The following is a 16,454-nucleotide window of genomic DNA, read 5'->3' as shown; positions in this document are numbered from 1 at the left end:
GAGGTTCCCCCATGGCAGGCGAGACCGTCATCACGGTCGTCGGCAATCTTGTCGACGACCCCGAGCTGCGCTTCACCCCCTCCGGTGCGGCGGTCGCGAAGTTCCGTGTCGCGTCCACCCCCCGCACCTTCGACCGCCAGACGAACGAGTGGAAGGACGGCGAGAGCCTGTTCCTGACCTGCTCGGTCTGGCGTCAGGCGGCGGAGAACGTCGCTGAGTCGCTCCAGCGAGGCATGCGCGTCATTGTGCAGGGCCGGCTGAAGCAGCGGTCCTACGAGGACCGTGAGGGTGTCAAGCGCACGGTCTACGAGCTGGACGTCGAGGAAGTCGGCGCCAGCCTGCGCAACGCCACGGCCAAGGTCACCAAGACCACCGGCCGCGGTGGCCAGGGCGGCCAGGGCTTCGGTGGCGGTGGCGGTGGCGGCCAGGGTGGCAGCGGCTGGGGCGGCGGCCCCGGTGGCGGCCAGCAGGGCGGCGGCGCTCCCGCTGACGACCCCTGGGCGACCGGCGCTCCCGCCGGTGGCAACCAGGGCGGTGGCGGCGGCTGGGGTGGAAACTCCGGCGGCGGCAGCGGCAGCGGCGGCGGCTACTCGGACGAGCCCCCCTTCTAAGGGCGGGTTCGCACTCACACTTCTTGATCACACAGGAGAAACACCATGGCTAAGCCGCCTGTGCGCAAGCCGAAGAAGAAGGTCTGCGCATTCTGCAAGGACAAGGTCACGTACGTGGACTACAAGGACACGAACATGCTGCGGAAGTTCATTTCCGACCGTGGCAAGATCCGTGCCCGCCGCGTGACCGGCAACTGCACGCAGCACCAGCGTGACGTCGCCACGGCCGTGAAGAACAGCCGTGAGATGGCGCTGCTGCCCTACACCTCCACCGCGCGATAAGGGAAGGGTGACCGACTCATGAAGATCATCCTCACCCACGAGGTCTCCGGCCTCGGTGCCGCGGGCGACGTCGTCGACGTCAAGGACGGTTACGCTCGCAACTACCTGATCCCGCGGAAGTTCGCTATCCGCTGGACCAAGGGTGGCGAGAAGGACGTCGAGCAGATCCGTCGTGCTCGCAAGATCCACGAGATCCAGACCATCGAGCAGGCCAACACTGTGAAGGCCCAGCTCGAGGGCGTCAAGGTTCGTCTGGCCGTTCGCTCCGGCGACGCCGGTCGTCTCTTCGGTTCCGTCACCCCGGCCGACATCGCTTCCGCGATCAAGGCTTCTGGTGGCCCCGAGGTCGACAAGCGCCGCATCGAGCTCGGCTCGCCGATCAAGACGCTGGGCGCTCACGAGACGTCCGTGCGTCTGCACCCCGAGGTTGCCGCGAAGGTGAACATCGAGGTCGTCGCGGCCTGAGTGCCGCGCATGCTGAAGCAACAAGCGATGGGGCCGCACCCTGCGGGGTGCGGCCCCATTCGTGTCTGTCGGACGCAGGCTTGCCGAGGGCCGTCTCTTTCGGGCGCAGGTACACCGAGGGACGTCCCTGTTTCACGTGAAACACCGCCTTCTGCGGAGCCCACCCTGTTTCACGTGAAACGGGAAGCGTTCAGGTGAAACGGTCAGCGGGTCGCGCCCGTCACAATCCATGCGCCCGAGCGAGTGCGAAGCCACAGGGTCAGCATCCGCACAGTCATCATCAGCGTCATCGTGGCCCAGAGGGCGGTGAGACCGCCGCCCAGTACCGGGACCAGTAGGGCGACCGGCGTAAAGACCACCAGGGTGATCAGCATTGCCCAGGCCAGGTAGGGGCCGTCGCCGGCACCCATCAGGACTCCATCAAGGACGAAGACGATGCCGGAGATGGGCTGGGAAAGGGCGACGATGATCAGGGCGGGCAGCGCCACATCCTTGACTGCCGGGTCGCTGGTGAACAGAGGCAGGAACGCCGGTCGGCTGATCACCACCAGAACTCCGAGAACGACTCCGACGGCGATACCCCACTCGACCATCCGCCGACATGCGTCCCGGGCGCCCTGGGCGTCACCGGCTCCGAGGTATCGACCGATGATGGCCTGCCCCGCGATGGCGATGGCGTCGAGGGCGAAGGCCAGCAGGCTCCACAGGGAAAGGATGATCTGGTGGGCGGCGATGTCGGCATCCCCGAGACGGGCAGCGACCGCCGTGGCGATCATCAGGATCGCCCGCAGCGAGAGAGTGCGCACCAGCAGGGGCACACCGGCTTGCGCGGAGGCCCTGATCCCGGCGGCATCCGGGCGCAGCGAGGCACCATGCTTGCGCGCTCCGCGCAGAACCACCACGAGATAGACCGCGGCCATGCCGCACTGAGCGATGACGGTGCCCCAAGCGGAGCCGGCGATCCCCAGATCGGCGCCGTAGACCAGCCCGGCGTTGAGGGCGCCGTTGACGACGAAGCCGGCGATGGCGACGTAGAGCGGGGTCCTGGTGTCCTGCAGGCCGCGCAGGACACCGGTCGCGGCGAGGACCACGAGCATCGCCGGTATGCCGAGTACGGAGATGCGCAGGTAGGTGATCGCGTAGGGGGCTGCCGCCTCCGAGGCACCGAAGAGGTCCACGAGATGGGGTGCTGTCGGCAGTGCGACGGCGACGACGGCGGCACCGAGGAGCAGTGCGAGCCAGATACCGTCCATGCCTTGCCGGATGGCGGACGGGAGGTCGCCCGCTCCGACGCGACGGGCAACCGCGGCCGTTGTGGCGTAGGCGAGGAAGACGAAGACGCTGACGGCGGTCATGAGCAAGGCGGAAGCGACGCCGAGTCCGGCGAGTTGGGCTGTGCCCAGGTGGCCCACGATGGCTGTGTCGGCCATGAGGAAGAGGGGCTCGGCGACGAGGGCGCCGAAGGCCGGCACGGCCAGCGCGACGATCTCTCGGTCGTGCTGTCTCCGGCCGGTTCGACGGCGCGCGGGGGCCTGTGTCATGTGCACCAATCTAATCGTCCACAGGTAAGAGATGCAAAGCTTTTGCACCCCTTACTTTCCGTCCTCGGGTGCGCACTGCTGTGCACTGTTCGAGGCGATCTTGGGCCGGTTGGGAAAGTTTTTCTTCTGCACAGCCCGTGGATGACAAATCTGCAGGTCAAGATGGTTCTCCGAGTGCGGGTCACTGCTTGTTCACAGGACTGTCCACCGGGTCGTGCACAGGTTTCGCGGAGTTCTCCACAGCATCTGGGCCGTCGTCCACATGGCCTGTGGATAACCAGATTGGCTGACGGTGCCGACAGGCCTACGGTGGTCCGGCGCCCGCTCCGTCCGCCGGTTTTCAAAACGCCACAAAACCGGCGCGTGCCAACCGGAGTTGGGCCTCTTATTTGTCAGTGCCGTGCCGTAGAACAAAGGGGCACGGCTAGGTCTGCTTCGGCGGACGGGAGGAGGTGGCTCGGTGAGCATTTCCGAGCCCTTGGACGACCCGTGGGCCGACAGCGGTCCCAGTGATCGTCTGCCCGCCTCCCGCCGACGTGGTGACGGAGCCCGCGGCAGAGACGAACAGCATGAGCGCGGTAGGGACAACGGGGCGTGGGACAGCGGATCGGCCCCGTCCTTCGAACGGGTACCGCCGCAGGACATCGAAGCCGAGCAGTCCGTCCTCGGCGGCATGCTCCTGTCCAAGGACGCCATCGCCGACGTCGTCGAGATCCTGAAGGGCCATGACTTCTACAAGCCGGCCCACGAGACGATCTACCAGGCCGTCCTCGACGTCTACGCCAAGGGCGAGCCCGCCGACCCCATCACGATCGCGGCCGAGCTCACCAAACGCGGTGAGATCAACAAGGTCGGCGGGGCCTCGTATCTGCACACCCTCGTCCAGACGGTACCGACGGCGGCCAACGCGGCGTACTACGCGGAAATCGTCCATGAGCGGGCCGTCCTGCGCCGACTGGTCGAAGCCGGCACACGCATCACACAGATGGGATACGCGGCCGACGACGACGTCGACGAGATCGTCAACCGCGCCCAGGCTGAGGTCTACGCGGTCACCGAGCAGCGCACCAGCGAGGACTACCTGCCGCTCGGCGACATCATGGAGGGTGCGCTCGACGAAATCGAGGCGATCGGCTCGCGCAGCGGCGAGATGACGGGCGTTCCCACGGGGTTCACGGACCTCGACTCCCTCACCAACGGTCTGCATCCGGGGCAGATGATCGTCATCGCGGCTCGTCCCGCCATGGGCAAGTCGACGCTTGCCCTTGACTTCGCCCGGGCCGCGTCGATCAAGCACAATCTGCCGAGCGTCATCTTCTCCCTGGAGATGGGGCGCAACGAGATCGCGATGCGTCTGCTGTCCGCAGAGGCCCGCGTCGCTCTGCACCACATGCGCTCCGGCACCATGACGGACGACGACTGGACGCGCCTGGCGCGCCGGATGCCCGAGGTCTCGTCCGCACCGCTCTACATCGACGACTCCCCGAACCTGTCGATGATGGAGATTCGCGCGAAGTGCCGTCGGCTTAAGCAGCGCAACGACATCAAGCTGGTGATCATCGACTATCTGCAGCTCATGCAGGCCGGGGGCTCCAAGCGCTCCGAGAGCCGGCAGCAGGAGGTCTCGGACATGTCCCGGAACCTCAAGCTCCTGGCGAAGGAGCTGGAGGTCCCGGTGATCGCGCTCTCCCAGCTGAACCGTGGTCCCGAGCAGCGCACGGACAAGAAGCCGATGGTGTCCGACCTGCGTGAGTCCGGCTCCATCGAGCAGGACGCCGACATGGTGATTCTTCTGCACCGCGAGGACGCGTATGAGAAGGAGTCGCCGCGCGCGGGCGAGGCGGACATCATCGTGGGAAAGCACCGTAACGGCCCGACTGCGACGATCACGGTCGCCTTCCAGGGGCACTACTCACGGTTCGTGGACATGGCGCAGACCTGATCGCCCATCTGTAGGTTCTCAGATCCCGTGTCCTTTTCTCACTGGGGATGTCCACCGCGTGTCCAAAAGGACATGGAGGTGAGAATCATGCCTCTTGATCGAGTGATTCCCCTCTTCGTGTACAGGGCTGTCCCGGTCGTCATCAGCGGGCGTGACTAGGGCAGGACCTCAGCGTTCGGCGGCCAGCGGGGCCGCTTCGGAAGACACGGGGTCGGTCCGATGAGTACAGCGGTGGCCATGCCAGTACGGCTGAGCGTCCGGCGCAGTGACGAATCCACGGCGGAGGACCTGGAGTGGCAGTCGGTGCCGCTCGAATTACTGCATGGGGCCCGCCCGTGGCGGACGTTTCGCTGGTACAAGGGGCAGCAGCACTACTCAGGTACGTACTGGTCGGCGACTGTGGGCGGCCATGTGATTTATGAGTCCCGGCTGGAGTTGGGTCGGCTGCTGTTCGCCGACTTCGCCCCGGAGGTGCGGCACATTGTCGCCCAGCCGTTCCTGCTCAAGGCTGCATCGACGGCAAGGTCCGTAAACAGATCCCGGCCTACCTGCTGCTTACTGATGCCGGCCCGCTGGTCGTGGACGTCAGGCCTCGCCACCGGCTGGAGAAGCCGGAGGTTGCCTTCACGTTCTCCTGGACGCGGGAGGCGGTCACCTCGCGGGGGTGGCGGTACGAGGTGTGGAGCGAGCCGGACCCAGCCGTGCTGGAGAACATCCGATTTCTTGCTGGCTACCGGCGCGACTGGCTGTTCGCCCCCGACATGGTCGGCGCCTTGATGGCCGAGGATCTGGACGGGATGTTGCTGGGCAACGCCTTTCGGCTGCTGCCTGGCTGTCCTTCCCCGCTGGTGAAGTCGGCGGTGCTGCACCTGCTGTGGTCTGGGCAGGTGACGACTGCGTTGGACCGGCCGCTGAGTGTGGGGCACGTGCTGCGGAGGGCTGCATGAGCGGTGCGGGGGCGAAGCTGGGGGTCGGGACGCATTTCCGCCTGGACGGTGAGACGGTCGAGGTTGTGGATTTCGCCATCCTGGCCACGGGCATGGAGGTCATCCTCAAGGACGGCCGCAGCCGACTGGCCCGGATGTCGGTGCGTGAGCTGCTTACCTCGGATCGCGCCGAACTGATCCACGACAGAACGGGCCCGTCTTCCTCCGATAGCGAAGACCTCGCGGCCGTGGTGCTGAACCGGCTGACCAAGCACGAGAAGAAGGAGGTTCTGGAACGTGCCGAGCATGTCCGGGAGATGGTGACGGGATACCGCTCCGGCAGTGAGCATCTTGCGCGCCCAGATGAGCCGCGCCCTCAGTACGCCCCTACCTTGCCTTTGAAGGCCCGGTATGAGGCTTGCGAGTGACCCCGGTGTCGACCAAGGCCATCGACGCGGCGGCGGTGCTCTATCAGGCATACCGTCCCCAGCCGGTGCCGGAGAGCTGGCCGAGGGACGCCGCCTGGCCCGAGCACGGGATTCCCCGCGGGGTGCTCGTGGACGCCGAGGCCGTCCACGGGCCCGTCACCGGAGTCTGGGGGCCGAAGCTTGCACCGGAGACACTGATCGTCGACCACGGCAAGATCTACTTGTCGGCGCATCTGACCAGCGTCTGTCACCGGATGGGTATTTCGGTGCAGCCGGCGAGGCTGCGCACAGGTCGGGACAAGGGCCCGGTGGAGCGGTTCTTCCGGACCCTGCGGGAAGACCTGCTGCAGCGACTGCCCGGCTACAAGGGACCCAACATCCACTCGCGTGGTTTGAACCCCGAGAAGGACGCCTTCTTCTTCCACCACGAGCTTGAGGCGATTATCCGCGAGTGGATCGCGGCGGACTATCACCGCACGCCACACGAGGGTCTCGTCGATCCGCACCTGCCGAAGGTGGAACTGTCTCCGGCGGCGATCTTCGAGCACGGTCTCGCGCGGGCGGGCTACATCGAGGTGCCCCGTGACCCGCATCTCGCCTTCGAATTCCTCGACGCCATGATGCGCACGGTCCAGCCCTATGGTGTCGAGATCAACGGCCGCCGCTACAACGGTCCCTGTCTCGATGGGCTGCGCGACATGGCCGGCTCCGACATCGACCTGGACAAGCGGCGGCTGGAGTTCAGTCGCCGGCGGAACGACGGCGAGGCCATGAGAATCGCGAAGCAGGCCTTGCCGCCGGACGAGTTCCGGCGGCTCTACCACGCAGAACGTCTCGGCCTCCGCCAGATCGCGGACCGCGCTGGCGTCAGCCGCAACGTTACGAGGCGTCTCGCTGAGCAGTACGGCATCGAGGTCCGCGAGCCCAACGCAACGGGACCGCGCAAGGGCTACGTCGACGGCGCATGGCTCCGCGAGCAGTACTTGGTCCACGGCCGGACCCTGGCAGAGCTCGGCCGCGAGAAGGGTCTCAGCCCCACGACCATGACCCGATGGGCCAAGCTGCACGGAATCCCCGTGACCAAGGTGAACGGGCACACCCGCCCCGAACTCGCGCAGCTGGCAGCACAGGCCAGCAAGGCACCGGAGATTCTCCGTCCTGCCTTCACGGGGCCAGGCGCATGGGACCGCCTTCGCGAGTTCGCTGCCGTGTCGCGCTATCGCACACTCAAGGAAGCCGCCGAAGCACTCGGAACCCATCACACGGCCCTGATTACGAGAGTCGGAAGACTGCGTCGCGAGATCGGGCACCCACTCCTCATCCGTGCAACCACGGCGTCGCCAATGAAATTGACCCCGATCGGCGAAGCCGTAGTCGCAGCGATCCATGCGGGGACAGAATGAGGACTTGCCCGGCCGATCATGTGAATGGTCCGTGTCCGGGGCGTTGACGTGGGCACGGGGCGAGAGGCGGAGATGTCCTCTCAAGCTGGCCGAGTTCATCCGCAGCACCGTGTCGGTTCGCCGCACACGGTGTTGCGGATCGGGACCCAGCAGCCCTTTTCTTGCAGTTCAGCCCAGTGCGCAGCGATCGAGTGCAGCACGAACCCGGTTGAGTCCCTCCACTCTCCAGTGGCCCCGGTCGGGCATTTGGTCGTCTCGGCGCCAGCGCCAGGCCGAGAACATCGCCCAGTTCAGGGCGCGGCACTGCTGAATCAGGTCGTGGCCAGCCCCCGCATAGTGCTCTCCCACTTCTTCGGGGGCATGGGCGAGGTCGAACTCGATCGGCCCACGGCAGCACGTGGCGAGGTCTACGAAAAGCGGCCCTCTCCTCGTGTTGAGGAGGTTGCCCGGATGCGGCTCGCCGTGCAACAGCTGGTCGCCGGTTTCGTCGCTGCTGATCGTGGCGCTCAGCCCACTGAGTGTGTTGCTGAGGAGTTCCCGGTCAGAATCAGGTAGCTCGGGGGACTGCTCCCGGTCGTTCACCTCTCTCAGCGCCGCGGCGACTCGATCGGTGAAATGCGGTGCGTCCAGATCGATCTGGCGCAGGGTGGCATGGTGCCGCATGAGGGCGTCTGCATAGTCGGTCGGCGCGATCTCTGATCCCACAGGTTCGTAGTAGGTCCAGAGCGAGATGGCGAAGGCGTCACGCACATAGACTCGGGGCTCGACCCGAGGATCGAGCTCAGCCACCGGTGCGTCGACGTTGGCGAGATGGTGAGCAACCTCCACTTCGAACTCGGAACCAGCCAGATGCCCCGAAGGCGCGACCCGAGCGAGAACATCGCAAGGGACCAGGCGCAGCGCGACGCGGTCCGAGTTGTGGATGACGATGGCATCGTCGACCTGAAGGCCCAGCTCCGAAGCGGTTGCCCGTCCTGCCGCAACTGCTCGGCGGAGTTCTAACGGCTCCATACCGTTCTCCCCCATCGTTGAGTACGCATACACGTCTGGGGACAACAGCGACGCCCCCGATGTCTTCGTGAACATCATTCGGAGCCCAGACCCGGACCCGGCGATAAGCATCGCAAAGCAGGGCCTGCACAGGCCGTGGGATTTTTTGTCCGCGGACGGAACGTGGGAGCTGCTGCTCCAGCAGGCCCAGGCCGCTGCCGACGCGGCAGATGAGATCGACTGGGACATCTCGGTCGACTCCACCATCGTCCGCGCTCACCAACATGCGGCCGGCGCCCGCACGCAGGCACCTGTGGGTTCGTGCGCCGAGGAAAATGACACGCACCATGGGAATCCGGCACTGACACGATGCTGGAACGGTGCGCAAAGCCGCAGGTCACAAGAGCTGACGCTGAATCAGGTAATGGGAACCTACACATCATGTGTTCTCTGTCTCCGCGTCGACTTCGATCCGTCGGTACGGCACGTCGTGGTCCAGCCGTTCCTGCTGAAGGCGTGGGTGCAGGGCAAAGTGCGCAAGCACATCCCCGACTACCCGCTGCTGACGCGGGAGGGGCCGCTGGTCGTCGATGTGAGGCCGAGTCGCCGGCTGGAGACCCCGGAGGTGGCCTTCACATTCGCCTGGACACGCCAGGCCGTGCAGGACCGCGGGTGGGGGTATCAAGTGCTGAGCGAACCGGAGCCGGCGCTGTCGGAGAACGTACGGCTCCTCGCCGGATACCGCCTTGACTGGCTTTTCCCCGCTGACCTGCTGGACGCGGCTGATGGGGCCGTCGCGGACGGCATGCCCCGCGAAGCCCTCGGCGCGGTGGGCGGGTTCGCCCCGGAGCTTGTTGGCTGAGGAAATGCCACGACCGTGAGAGGAAACACCACCCATCCAAGCCGGGAGACAGCGGGAGGCTGCTCAGCGCCTCGTCTCGTACCTGCTCAGAATCACGCCGCCGGGAAGCGTTCGCGTCTCCACCATGTTCAGGTTCACCCAGTTGTCCAGCGCGGTGAAGAACGGCGTGCCGCCGCCCACCAGGACCGGCGCGGTGGCCAGCACGTACTCGTCAATCAGCCCGGCCCGCATGGCCGCCCCGGCGAGCGTCGCGCCGCCGATGTCCATCGGGCCGCCGTCCTCGGCCTTGAGCCGGGTGATCTCGGCGACCGCTTCGCCGGTGACCAGGCGGGTGTTCCAGTCGACCTTGTCGATCGTCGAGGAGAACACCACCTTCGGCATGTCCCGCCAGCGGCGTGCGAACTCGATCTCCGCCGGGGTGGCGTTGGGCTGCTGGTCGCCGGTCGGCCAGTAGGAGCTCATCGTCTGCCACAGCTTGCGCCCGTACAGCGTCAGGTCGGTCGCCTGCAATTGATCGGACCAGAACTGGAACAGCTCGTCGCTCGGCACACTCCAGCCGATGTCGTCGCGGGGCGCGGCGATGTAGCCGTCCAGGCTCAGGTTCATGCCGTAGATCAATTTACGCATGGTGCCAGCCTTCCGTGAGTCGGTCCCTCGCGTACGGACCGGCGCGGCGCGGGAAACTCATCGGTGCGATCTGAGCTCGCATGTAGTCCTCGTGCTCGGTGGCTCAGCCGCAGACTCATCGTTCCGGCGATCAGCGCGATGCCCTGTGCCAGGAGTCCACGAGACCTGCACCCGGCCTCGCAGGCTGCGGGCCCGAATGTGCTCGACGCGGGGATGTCCGGCGGGGTGGACTGGGCCCATGACGACATCTCAGGGAGAACTGCTTCCCGGTACCCGTCGTGCTCTGCTGCACCGGATCGCCGTCGCGCAGGCCGAAGGGCGGGCTCCGTCGCTCGTCGCGGCCGTTGTGCGGGATGGGACCACGGTGTGGACGGGTGCACGGACTTCGGTGGAAGGGCATGCGCCGGACGAGAACGTGCAGTACAGGATCGGCTCGATCACCAAGACCTTCACGGCCGTCCTCGTGCTGCGGCTTCGCGACGAGGGCGCACTGGATCTCGGGGATCCGCTCGAGAAGCATCTGCCGGGCACCGGCGTGGGGGAGGCGACCGTCGCAGAGCTCCTGGCGCACACAGGTGGGCTGGCGGCCGAGACGCCGGGGCCGTGGTGGGAGCGGAGCCCGGGATCCTTGCGGCCCGAACTCGCCGACGTTCTGGGTGAGCGGCCCCTGCTGGTCTCGCCCGGCCGCCGGTTCCACTACTCGAACCCGGGGTACGCATTGCTCGGCGCACTCATCGAGAAGCTCCGCAGGGCCCCCTGGGAGGACGTCCTTCGGCGTGAAGTGCTCGAACCTCTGGGTCTGCATCGCACAAGCGTGCTGCCTCAGGCGCCCCATGCGGGTGGCTGGGCCGTGCATCCCTGGGCCGATGTGATGCTTCCCGAGCCGGTCGAGGATCTGGGACGCATGGCACCAGCCGGTCAGCTCTGGTCGACGACCGGTGACTTGGCGCGGTTCGCGGTCTTCCTGGTCCATGGCGACGAGCGGGTGCTGCGTGCCGAGTCGTTGCGGGAGATGAGGACACCTGCCGCGCCCCACGATGCGGCGGATGTGGCGAGCGGTTACGCCTACTGTCTGGGCATGGAGATCCGGCGACGGAACGGCCGGTCCCTCGTCGGTCACACCGGCTCACTGCCCGGGTTCCTCGCATGCCTCATGATCAGCGTCGATGACGACGTGGCGGCGATCGCCATGGCCAACTCCACTTCCGGGCCGCTGCTGTTCCAGGTCGCCGCCGACCTGGTCCGCATCGTCGCCGAGGCGGAGCCGCGCATCCCTGCACCGTGGAAGCCGTTGGTTGATCTCGACCCGTCGCTGCTGGAGTTGACGGGGCAGTGGTACTGGGGGACGCACGCCTTCGCTCTGCGGCTGACAGCCGACGGACTGGTTTCACTGGGGCCGCTGTCTGGTGCCGGGCGCCGCTCACGGTTCCGCTCGAACGGCGACGGCACTTGGACGGGGCTGGACGGCTACTACGCTGGCGAGCCCCTGAAGGCCGTACGGCGGCCGGACGGCTCCGTGAGCCATCTGGACCTCGGCTCGTTCGTGTTCACGCGTCAGCCGTATGAGGAGGGGGCTCCTGTGCCGGGCGGGATCGATCCCGGGGGATGGCGCGGTACCGGTTGAGCGGTGACGTGTCTGGGCGTCGTTTCACGTGAAACGACGCCCAGACATGCCGGTCAGAGCTGGAGTTTGAAGCCTCTATGGGAGGCCGTGAACCCGAGTCGTTCGTAGAAGCGGTGGGCGTCGGTACGGGTCCTGTCGGAGGTCAGCTGGACCAACTGGCATCCCTCGTCCCGGGATGCGTTGACCGCCCACTCGATGAGTTGTCTCCCCAGCCCGCTGCCGCGCTCGTCAGCGTGGATGCGCACCCCTTCGATGGTCGACCTGGTGGCGCCGCGTCGGGAGAGCCCGGGAATGATCGTGAGCTGGAGAGTGCCGACGACCCGGCTCTGCCGTACCGCCACGACCAGACGCTGATTCGGGTCGGCGCTGAGCCGCTCCAGTGCGGCCAGGTACGGGGCGAGGTCGTCCGGTGACTCACGCTGTGCGCCCAGCGGGTCGTCCGCGAGCATGGCGACGATTGCCGGGACGTCGTCGGCGATCGCGGCACGTATCTCAAGATCTCCCATGGACGCACCCTACGCAGTGCCGGCCGGTGCGGAGATGCCGCACGCGGTATGTCCTGTGCGGGTGCCTCAGGCGGGCAGCGGGGTTTTCAGCGTCTCCACGACCCGGACCAGTGGGGCCAGTTCGGGGTTCTTCGCCGCTTCGTCGAGGGCCTCACGCAGGGCGGCGTCATTGGTCGGCCGTGCCGCCTTCAGCAGCTCGAGGCCCGCGTCGGTGACGTTTGTGTAGATGCCCCGGCGATCCGTGGGGCACAGATAGCGCTCCAGGAGTCCGCGGTCTTCCAGCCGGGTCACCAGACGTGTGGTGGCGCTCTGGCTGAGGACGACCGCGTCGGCGACCTGCTTCATCTGCAGATGTCCGCCGTCCCCGTCGTGCTGTCGGCTGAGCACGTCAAGCAGGGAGTACTCGCGCGCGCTGAGATCGTGCCCGGTTTGCAGGGCGCGCTCGATGTGGGCCTCGATCCTCCCGTGGAGCAAGGAGAGGGCGCACCAGCTCTGGGCGAGAGCGGTGAGTGCGGGGTCCGTCGCTGTCATGGGCGTCTCCTCCGTCCCGGAGCGGCTGACAGCCAGGATAAAGCAGATCCGCAATTGACGTCGGTTGCCTGTATGCCGCGTCTGCAACTATTGTGCACGCAGGCAAACTGCTCCTGCAATCTTTGGGAAGGTAACCCCTCCATGCCTCTCGCGCTTCTGGCCCTCGCGATCGGGGCCTTCGGCATCGGAACGACGGAATTCGTGATCATGGGTTTGTTGCCCGAGGTCGCGGGCGACTACGGAGTCTCCATCCCGACCGCCGGATACCTGGTGACCGGCTACGCGCTCGGCGTGATGTTCGGCGCCCCGCTGATGACCGTGCTCGGCACCAAGATTTCTCGCAAGCGGATGCTGATGCTGCTCATGGGCCTGTTCATCGTCGGCAACCTGCTCTCGGCACTCGCCCCAGCCTTCCCCGTCATGCTGATCGGCCGGATCGTCGCCTCGCTGGCCCACGGCGCCTTCTTCGGCATCGGTGCGGTCGTCGCGGCCGACCTCGTAGCCCCGGACAAGAAAGCCGGAGCCATCGCGATGATGTTCACCGGTCTGACCGTCGCCAACGTGGTCGGCGTCCCGCTGGGCACGCTCGTCGGGCAATCCGTCGGCTGGCGGGTGACCTTCGCCATCGTCGCCGCCCTCGGCGTCGTCGGCCTGGTCGGCATCGCTCGGCTCGTCCCCGACATGCCCAAGGCGGAGGGCGTGCGCCTGCGGCACGAACTGGCCGCTTTCAAGAACGTGCAGGTGCTGCTCGCGATGGCCATGACCGTCCTCGGCTTCGGCGGTGTCTTCGCGGCCATCACCTACATCGCGCCGATGATGACCCACGTCACAGGCTTCGCCGACGGCTCGGTCACGTGGCTGTTGGTCCTCTTCGGCCTCGGCATGGTCGGCGGCAACCTCGTCGGCGGCAGGTTCGCCGACCGCGCCCTGATGCCCATGCTGTACGTCTCCCTGGGCGCCCTTTCCGTCGTCCTGGCGCTGTTCACCCTCACCGCCCACGACAAGCTGCTGTCGGCGATCACCATCGCGCTGATCGGCGCCCTGGGCTTCGCCACGGTGCCGCCGCTCCAGAAGCGGGTTCTCGACCAGGCTCACGGAGCCCCGACCCTGGCCTCAGCCGTGAACATCGGCGCCTTCAATCTCGGCAACGCGTTGTCCGCCTGGCTCGGCGGCCTCGTGATCACGGCAGGCCTCGGCTACACCGCCCCCAACTGGGTCGGTGCCGTCCTGGCAGCCGGAGCCCTGGTCCTGGCCCTTCTCTCGGCCGCCCTGGAGCGCCGTACCGGTGAGCCCGGCACTGTCGTCACGGGTGGCGCACCAGCCGGGCAGCGGGCCGCCGTCCACCACTGAGCAGCCGGGTCACCCCGACCGACCGCATGACCCAGCAGCATCAGCGCGTCGTCCGGGAGAACTCCCTCATGACCACCACCACCGCTGTCGCCCCGCTGACCACCCGGGAGCCGACGCGCTCGTCGCCGCGTCCCAGCAAGCCGCCGAGGCCGCAGGCGTCACCATCAGCGTCACCGTCCTGGACGCGGGCAGCCATCTGCTCGCCTTCCGGCGGGACGACCGGGCCGTGCTGCTCTCCGGCGAGACCAGCACCCGCAAAGCCTTCCCGGCTCTCCAGCTGAACGCGCCCACCGCCGACCTGGTCGATGCGGTGCAGCCGGAGGCCTCTTCCACATGCTGCCGACCGCGCTCGAGCGGCCGCTGCCGTTCATCGCCGGTGGCGTTCCGGTGCGGTGCGAGGGCCGTCTGATCAGCGCGATCGGCGTCGGCGCCCCGGAGCAGGACCACGGCTCCGCCACGGCCCCCCTGGAGGCCCGTGCCTGACCAGGTCTCAGCACGACCATGCGGGCCCCCCGGTTTCCGGGCAGCCCGCACCGTCGTATCGAGACTCTTCAGCCCGCCGCGACCGTCACCGGCGCGAACCGCCGGCTCCAGTCTCCGGGCAACTCGGTGATCCCGTACGACATCACCGAGTTGAAGGCAACGGACTCCAGGCCGCGCTGCTTCACCCACGCGAGGAGCTCTTCATGCCGCACATCGATGTCGGTGCGCAGCGGGCGGCCGGTGTGAGCGGCAAGAGAGGCGATGAGCGCCTGCGCCACCGACGTGTCGCGCGCGATGAGCGGCCCTACGACGTGGGTGTCCATGTTGGGCCAGGCTCCCGCGTACCCGATGATCCGCCCGCCCTCCTCGGCTACGCGCAACTGGTCGGCGAAGGCGGGGAGTCGGGTGACGATGTGGGTGCGGTCGGTCCCGAACACCTGCTCGTCGAGCCGGAGGATCGCGGTGAGGTCCTCAGCGGTCGCGGCGCGAGTGGTGACAGTCGGCTCCGGCCCACCGGGGCTGAAGTACCCCCGGACCATCTCGGCCCGCCCGGTGACCTTGAAGCCGAGTTCCTCGTAGAGGGGGCGGCCGTACGGCGTGGCATGCAGGGTGACGGGAGTAGCGCCTATCGCCGAGACGACGTGGCGCATCAGTCGGCGTCCCACGCCCTGCCGGGCATGCCGTCCGGCCACCAGGACCATGCCGATCGCGGCGAGGGCAGGGTTTTGCGGTCCGTACTCGGTGACGACGCAGGCGCTGACCAGGCCGCCGTCGGGGTCGTCGATGCCGTAGCCCTTTCCGGCCGTGAGGAGGAAGCCCCACTTGTGCTCCTCCCGTGGCCACCCCCGGTCCTCGGACAAGTCAGCGCAGGCCGCTTGATCGCGGCGCGTGAGACGGCGGATGGGCAGAGAGGCAAGGGAAGGAGTCGGCACGCAGGTCAGGCTGTCCGACGCGGACCCTTGGCGTCCACCTCTTTCCATGGAGACATACGAGCTTTTGGCCAGTTGTCGCCACCCGTACACGGCGTGGGTCGGTGCTGGATGTTTCACGTGAAACACGTAAGAACACCCCGTGTCCGATCGAGGCTGGGAACGGTGCTTTACCGCGCCGAAGTTGACCGACTCGATGATTCGCGTCGTGGCCGCATTCGTGGCGAGGGAAGGGGGACTTGTGTGCAGGGCGGTGGCCGGTAGGGTCGACTCCGGTTCGCATCCGGGACGGCACGGCCCGCCCCGTATGGGCCGAGTGCAGGGCAACGCAGCCTAGCGGGACGGAGAGATCGAAGACCCGCCTTTCCGGTTACACGACGGAAGCGTCCAGGCGGTGAGAAGCTCGATGAAAGCACTGCGGCCAATGTCACACTCTCGCCTACTTGTCCGTACGGGGCCGGAATGCGGGTTGAATGTGGCCGCATTGGCCGCGACAAGGATGGGAACGCAGACCGTCCACGGGGAAAGCAGGCACCTTCCGACTGGGGAAGTGCGCAGACCGACCGAAGATGCTCGAGGCGAGGCACACCATGGACGCTCCGACCACCACGTCGGCCGACAGCGGCACTTCTGGCGGCGAGGGCGGCTGGTTCACACCCCGCAAGGACCCGGCGACGGCGCCGGACAGCGACGCCAGGACGCCCGACAGAACGGCAGAAGGGCGTCGGCCGGCCGCGATACGCCCGGTGGGCAGGCCCGGAACCGTCCCGGAAGCCCCGGCAGACGGCACATCCGCGCCGCCAAACCCGACGCCCGGCAGTGTGAGCGCCGGTGGGCACGAGCAAGGGCGTGACGCCCCGGGGCCGATACCGGAGCCCGCCCCTCCAGCCGCGCAGCACGCTCCTCCCCCCGCGGTCTCGAGCCTCGCCGGCGCCTCATCGCCGGGTCCCGCAC

Annotated in this window: 16 protein-coding genes and 2 pseudogenes; 12 read left to right on the top strand and 6 right to left on the bottom strand. The window is 67.3% G+C overall.

Features of this window, described 5'->3' with window-relative positions:
- Positions 1-11 precede the first annotated feature (11 nt).
- The 3 genes from C1J00_RS01425 to rplI are packed head-to-tail and all read left to right on the top strand — an operon-like array spanning position 12 to position 1,358.
- On the top strand, positions 12-611 hold the full coding sequence (locus tag C1J00_RS01425) for a single-stranded DNA-binding protein (protein WP_102907191.1): 600 nt from the start codon (positions 12-14) through the stop codon (positions 609-611).
- A 45-nt stretch (positions 612-656) separates the two neighbouring features.
- Positions 657-893 (top strand): 30S ribosomal protein S18, encoded by a 237-nt coding sequence (rpsR, locus tag C1J00_RS01420; RefSeq protein WP_003949403.1) that lies wholly within the window; start codon positions 657-659, stop codon positions 891-893.
- 18 nt (positions 894-911) lie between these two features.
- Positions 912-1,358 (top strand): 50S ribosomal protein L9, encoded by a 447-nt coding sequence (gene rplI / locus C1J00_RS01415; RefSeq protein WP_031137688.1) that lies wholly within the window; start codon positions 912-914, stop codon positions 1,356-1,358.
- Positions 1,359-1,561: 203 nt separating this feature from the next.
- Here rplI and C1J00_RS01410 read toward each other — a convergent pair whose 3' ends face one another.
- Positions 1,562-2,899 carry an MATE family efflux transporter gene (locus C1J00_RS01410; RefSeq protein ID WP_102907190.1) on the bottom strand — a complete coding sequence of 446 codons (1,338 nt, stop codon included), beginning with the start codon at positions 2,897-2,899 and terminating at the stop codon, positions 1,562-1,564.
- Positions 2,900-3,359: 460 nt separating this feature from the next.
- On the opposite strand from C1J00_RS01410, the gene dnaB reads away from it, so the two are divergent.
- From dnaB to C1J00_RS01390, 4 genes are all read left to right on the top strand, one after another.
- On the top strand, positions 3,360-4,841 hold the full coding sequence (gene dnaB / locus C1J00_RS01405) for a replicative DNA helicase (protein WP_102907189.1): 1,482 nt from the start codon (positions 3,360-3,362) through the stop codon (positions 4,839-4,841).
- A 512-nt stretch (positions 4,842-5,353) separates the two neighbouring features.
- On the top strand, positions 5,354-5,788 hold the full coding sequence (locus C1J00_RS01400) for a TnsA-like heteromeric transposase endonuclease subunit (RefSeq protein WP_342751642.1): 435 nt from the start codon (positions 5,354-5,356) through the stop codon (positions 5,786-5,788).
- Positions 5,785-6,195: a hypothetical protein gene (locus tag C1J00_RS01395; RefSeq protein WP_102907188.1), complete on the top strand. Its 411-nt coding sequence runs from the start codon at positions 5,785-5,787 to the stop codon at positions 6,193-6,195. Before C1J00_RS01400 ends, C1J00_RS01395 begins: the two co-directional genes overlap by 4 nt.
- A 5-nt stretch (positions 6,196-6,200) precedes the next feature.
- The gene (locus C1J00_RS01390) at positions 6,201-7,598 is read left to right on the top strand and encodes a TnsB C-terminal domain-containing protein (RefSeq protein WP_180989354.1); all 1,398 of its coding nucleotides are present in this window, start codon (positions 6,201-6,203) and stop codon (positions 7,596-7,598) included.
- 168 nt (positions 7,599-7,766) lie between these two features.
- Here C1J00_RS01390 and C1J00_RS01385 read toward each other — a convergent pair whose 3' ends face one another.
- The gene (locus C1J00_RS01385; RefSeq protein WP_102907186.1) at positions 7,767-8,609 is read right to left on the bottom strand and encodes a phosphotransferase; all 843 of its coding nucleotides are present in this window, start codon (positions 8,607-8,609) and stop codon (positions 7,767-7,769) included.
- Between the two features lie 127 nt (positions 8,610-8,736).
- Here C1J00_RS01385 and C1J00_RS46275 point away from each other — a divergent pair.
- A pseudogene (locus C1J00_RS46275) lies at positions 8,737-8,889 on the top strand (IS5/IS1182 family transposase); the annotation flags it as partial.
- Positions 8,890-9,012: 123 nt separating this feature from the next.
- A complete protein-coding gene (locus tag C1J00_RS01380) occupies positions 9,013-9,450 on the top strand; it encodes a TnsA-like heteromeric transposase endonuclease subunit (RefSeq protein WP_439333372.1) in 438 nt (145 codons plus the stop codon).
- Between the two features lie 63 nt (positions 9,451-9,513).
- Here the strand turns inward: C1J00_RS01380 and C1J00_RS01375 are convergent, their stop codons facing one another.
- The gene (locus C1J00_RS01375) at positions 9,514-10,077 is read right to left on the bottom strand and encodes a dihydrofolate reductase family protein (RefSeq protein WP_102907184.1); all 564 of its coding nucleotides are present in this window, start codon (positions 10,075-10,077) and stop codon (positions 9,514-9,516) included.
- A gap of 238 nt (positions 10,078-10,315) precedes the next feature.
- Here C1J00_RS01375 and C1J00_RS01370 point away from each other — a divergent pair, with 238 nt between their 5' ends.
- On the top strand, positions 10,316-11,701 hold the full coding sequence (locus C1J00_RS01370) for a serine hydrolase domain-containing protein (RefSeq protein ID WP_102907183.1): 1,386 nt from the start codon (positions 10,316-10,318) through the stop codon (positions 11,699-11,701).
- A 53-nt stretch (positions 11,702-11,754) separates the two neighbouring features.
- Here the strand turns inward: C1J00_RS01370 and C1J00_RS01365 are convergent, their stop codons facing one another.
- Both C1J00_RS01365 and C1J00_RS01360 read right to left on the bottom strand, forming a co-directional pair.
- Positions 11,755-12,207 (bottom strand): GNAT family N-acetyltransferase, encoded by a 453-nt coding sequence (locus tag C1J00_RS01365; RefSeq protein ID WP_102907182.1) that lies wholly within the window; start codon positions 12,205-12,207, stop codon positions 11,755-11,757.
- Between the two features lie 66 nt (positions 12,208-12,273).
- Positions 12,274-12,738 (bottom strand): MarR family winged helix-turn-helix transcriptional regulator, encoded by a 465-nt coding sequence (locus C1J00_RS01360; RefSeq protein ID WP_102907181.1) that lies wholly within the window; start codon positions 12,736-12,738, stop codon positions 12,274-12,276.
- A 141-nt stretch (positions 12,739-12,879) separates the two neighbouring features.
- Here C1J00_RS01360 and C1J00_RS01355 point away from each other — a divergent pair, with 141 nt between their 5' ends.
- Together C1J00_RS01355 and C1J00_RS01350 are read left to right on the top strand one after the other, a co-directional pair.
- The gene (locus C1J00_RS01355) at positions 12,880-14,088 is read left to right on the top strand and encodes an MFS transporter (protein WP_102907180.1); all 1,209 of its coding nucleotides are present in this window, start codon (positions 12,880-12,882) and stop codon (positions 14,086-14,088) included.
- 68 nt (positions 14,089-14,156) lie between these two features.
- Positions 14,157-14,571 (top strand): annotated as a pseudogene (locus C1J00_RS01350) (GlcG/HbpS family heme-binding protein).
- Between the two features lie 68 nt (positions 14,572-14,639).
- On the opposite strand, the gene C1J00_RS01345 reads toward C1J00_RS01350, so the two are convergent.
- Positions 14,640-15,503 (bottom strand): GNAT family N-acetyltransferase, encoded by an 864-nt coding sequence (locus C1J00_RS01345; RefSeq protein WP_102907179.1) that lies wholly within the window; start codon positions 15,501-15,503, stop codon positions 14,640-14,642.
- Positions 15,504-16,454 lie beyond the last annotated feature (951 nt).

Source organism: Streptomyces cahuitamycinicus (genome assembly GCF_002891435.1).
Lineage (GTDB): Bacteria > Actinomycetota > Actinomycetes > Streptomycetales > Streptomycetaceae > Streptomyces > Streptomyces cahuitamycinicus.
The sequence above is the reverse complement of the archived record's forward strand: the minus strand, read 5'-3'. Positions and strand labels throughout refer to the sequence as shown.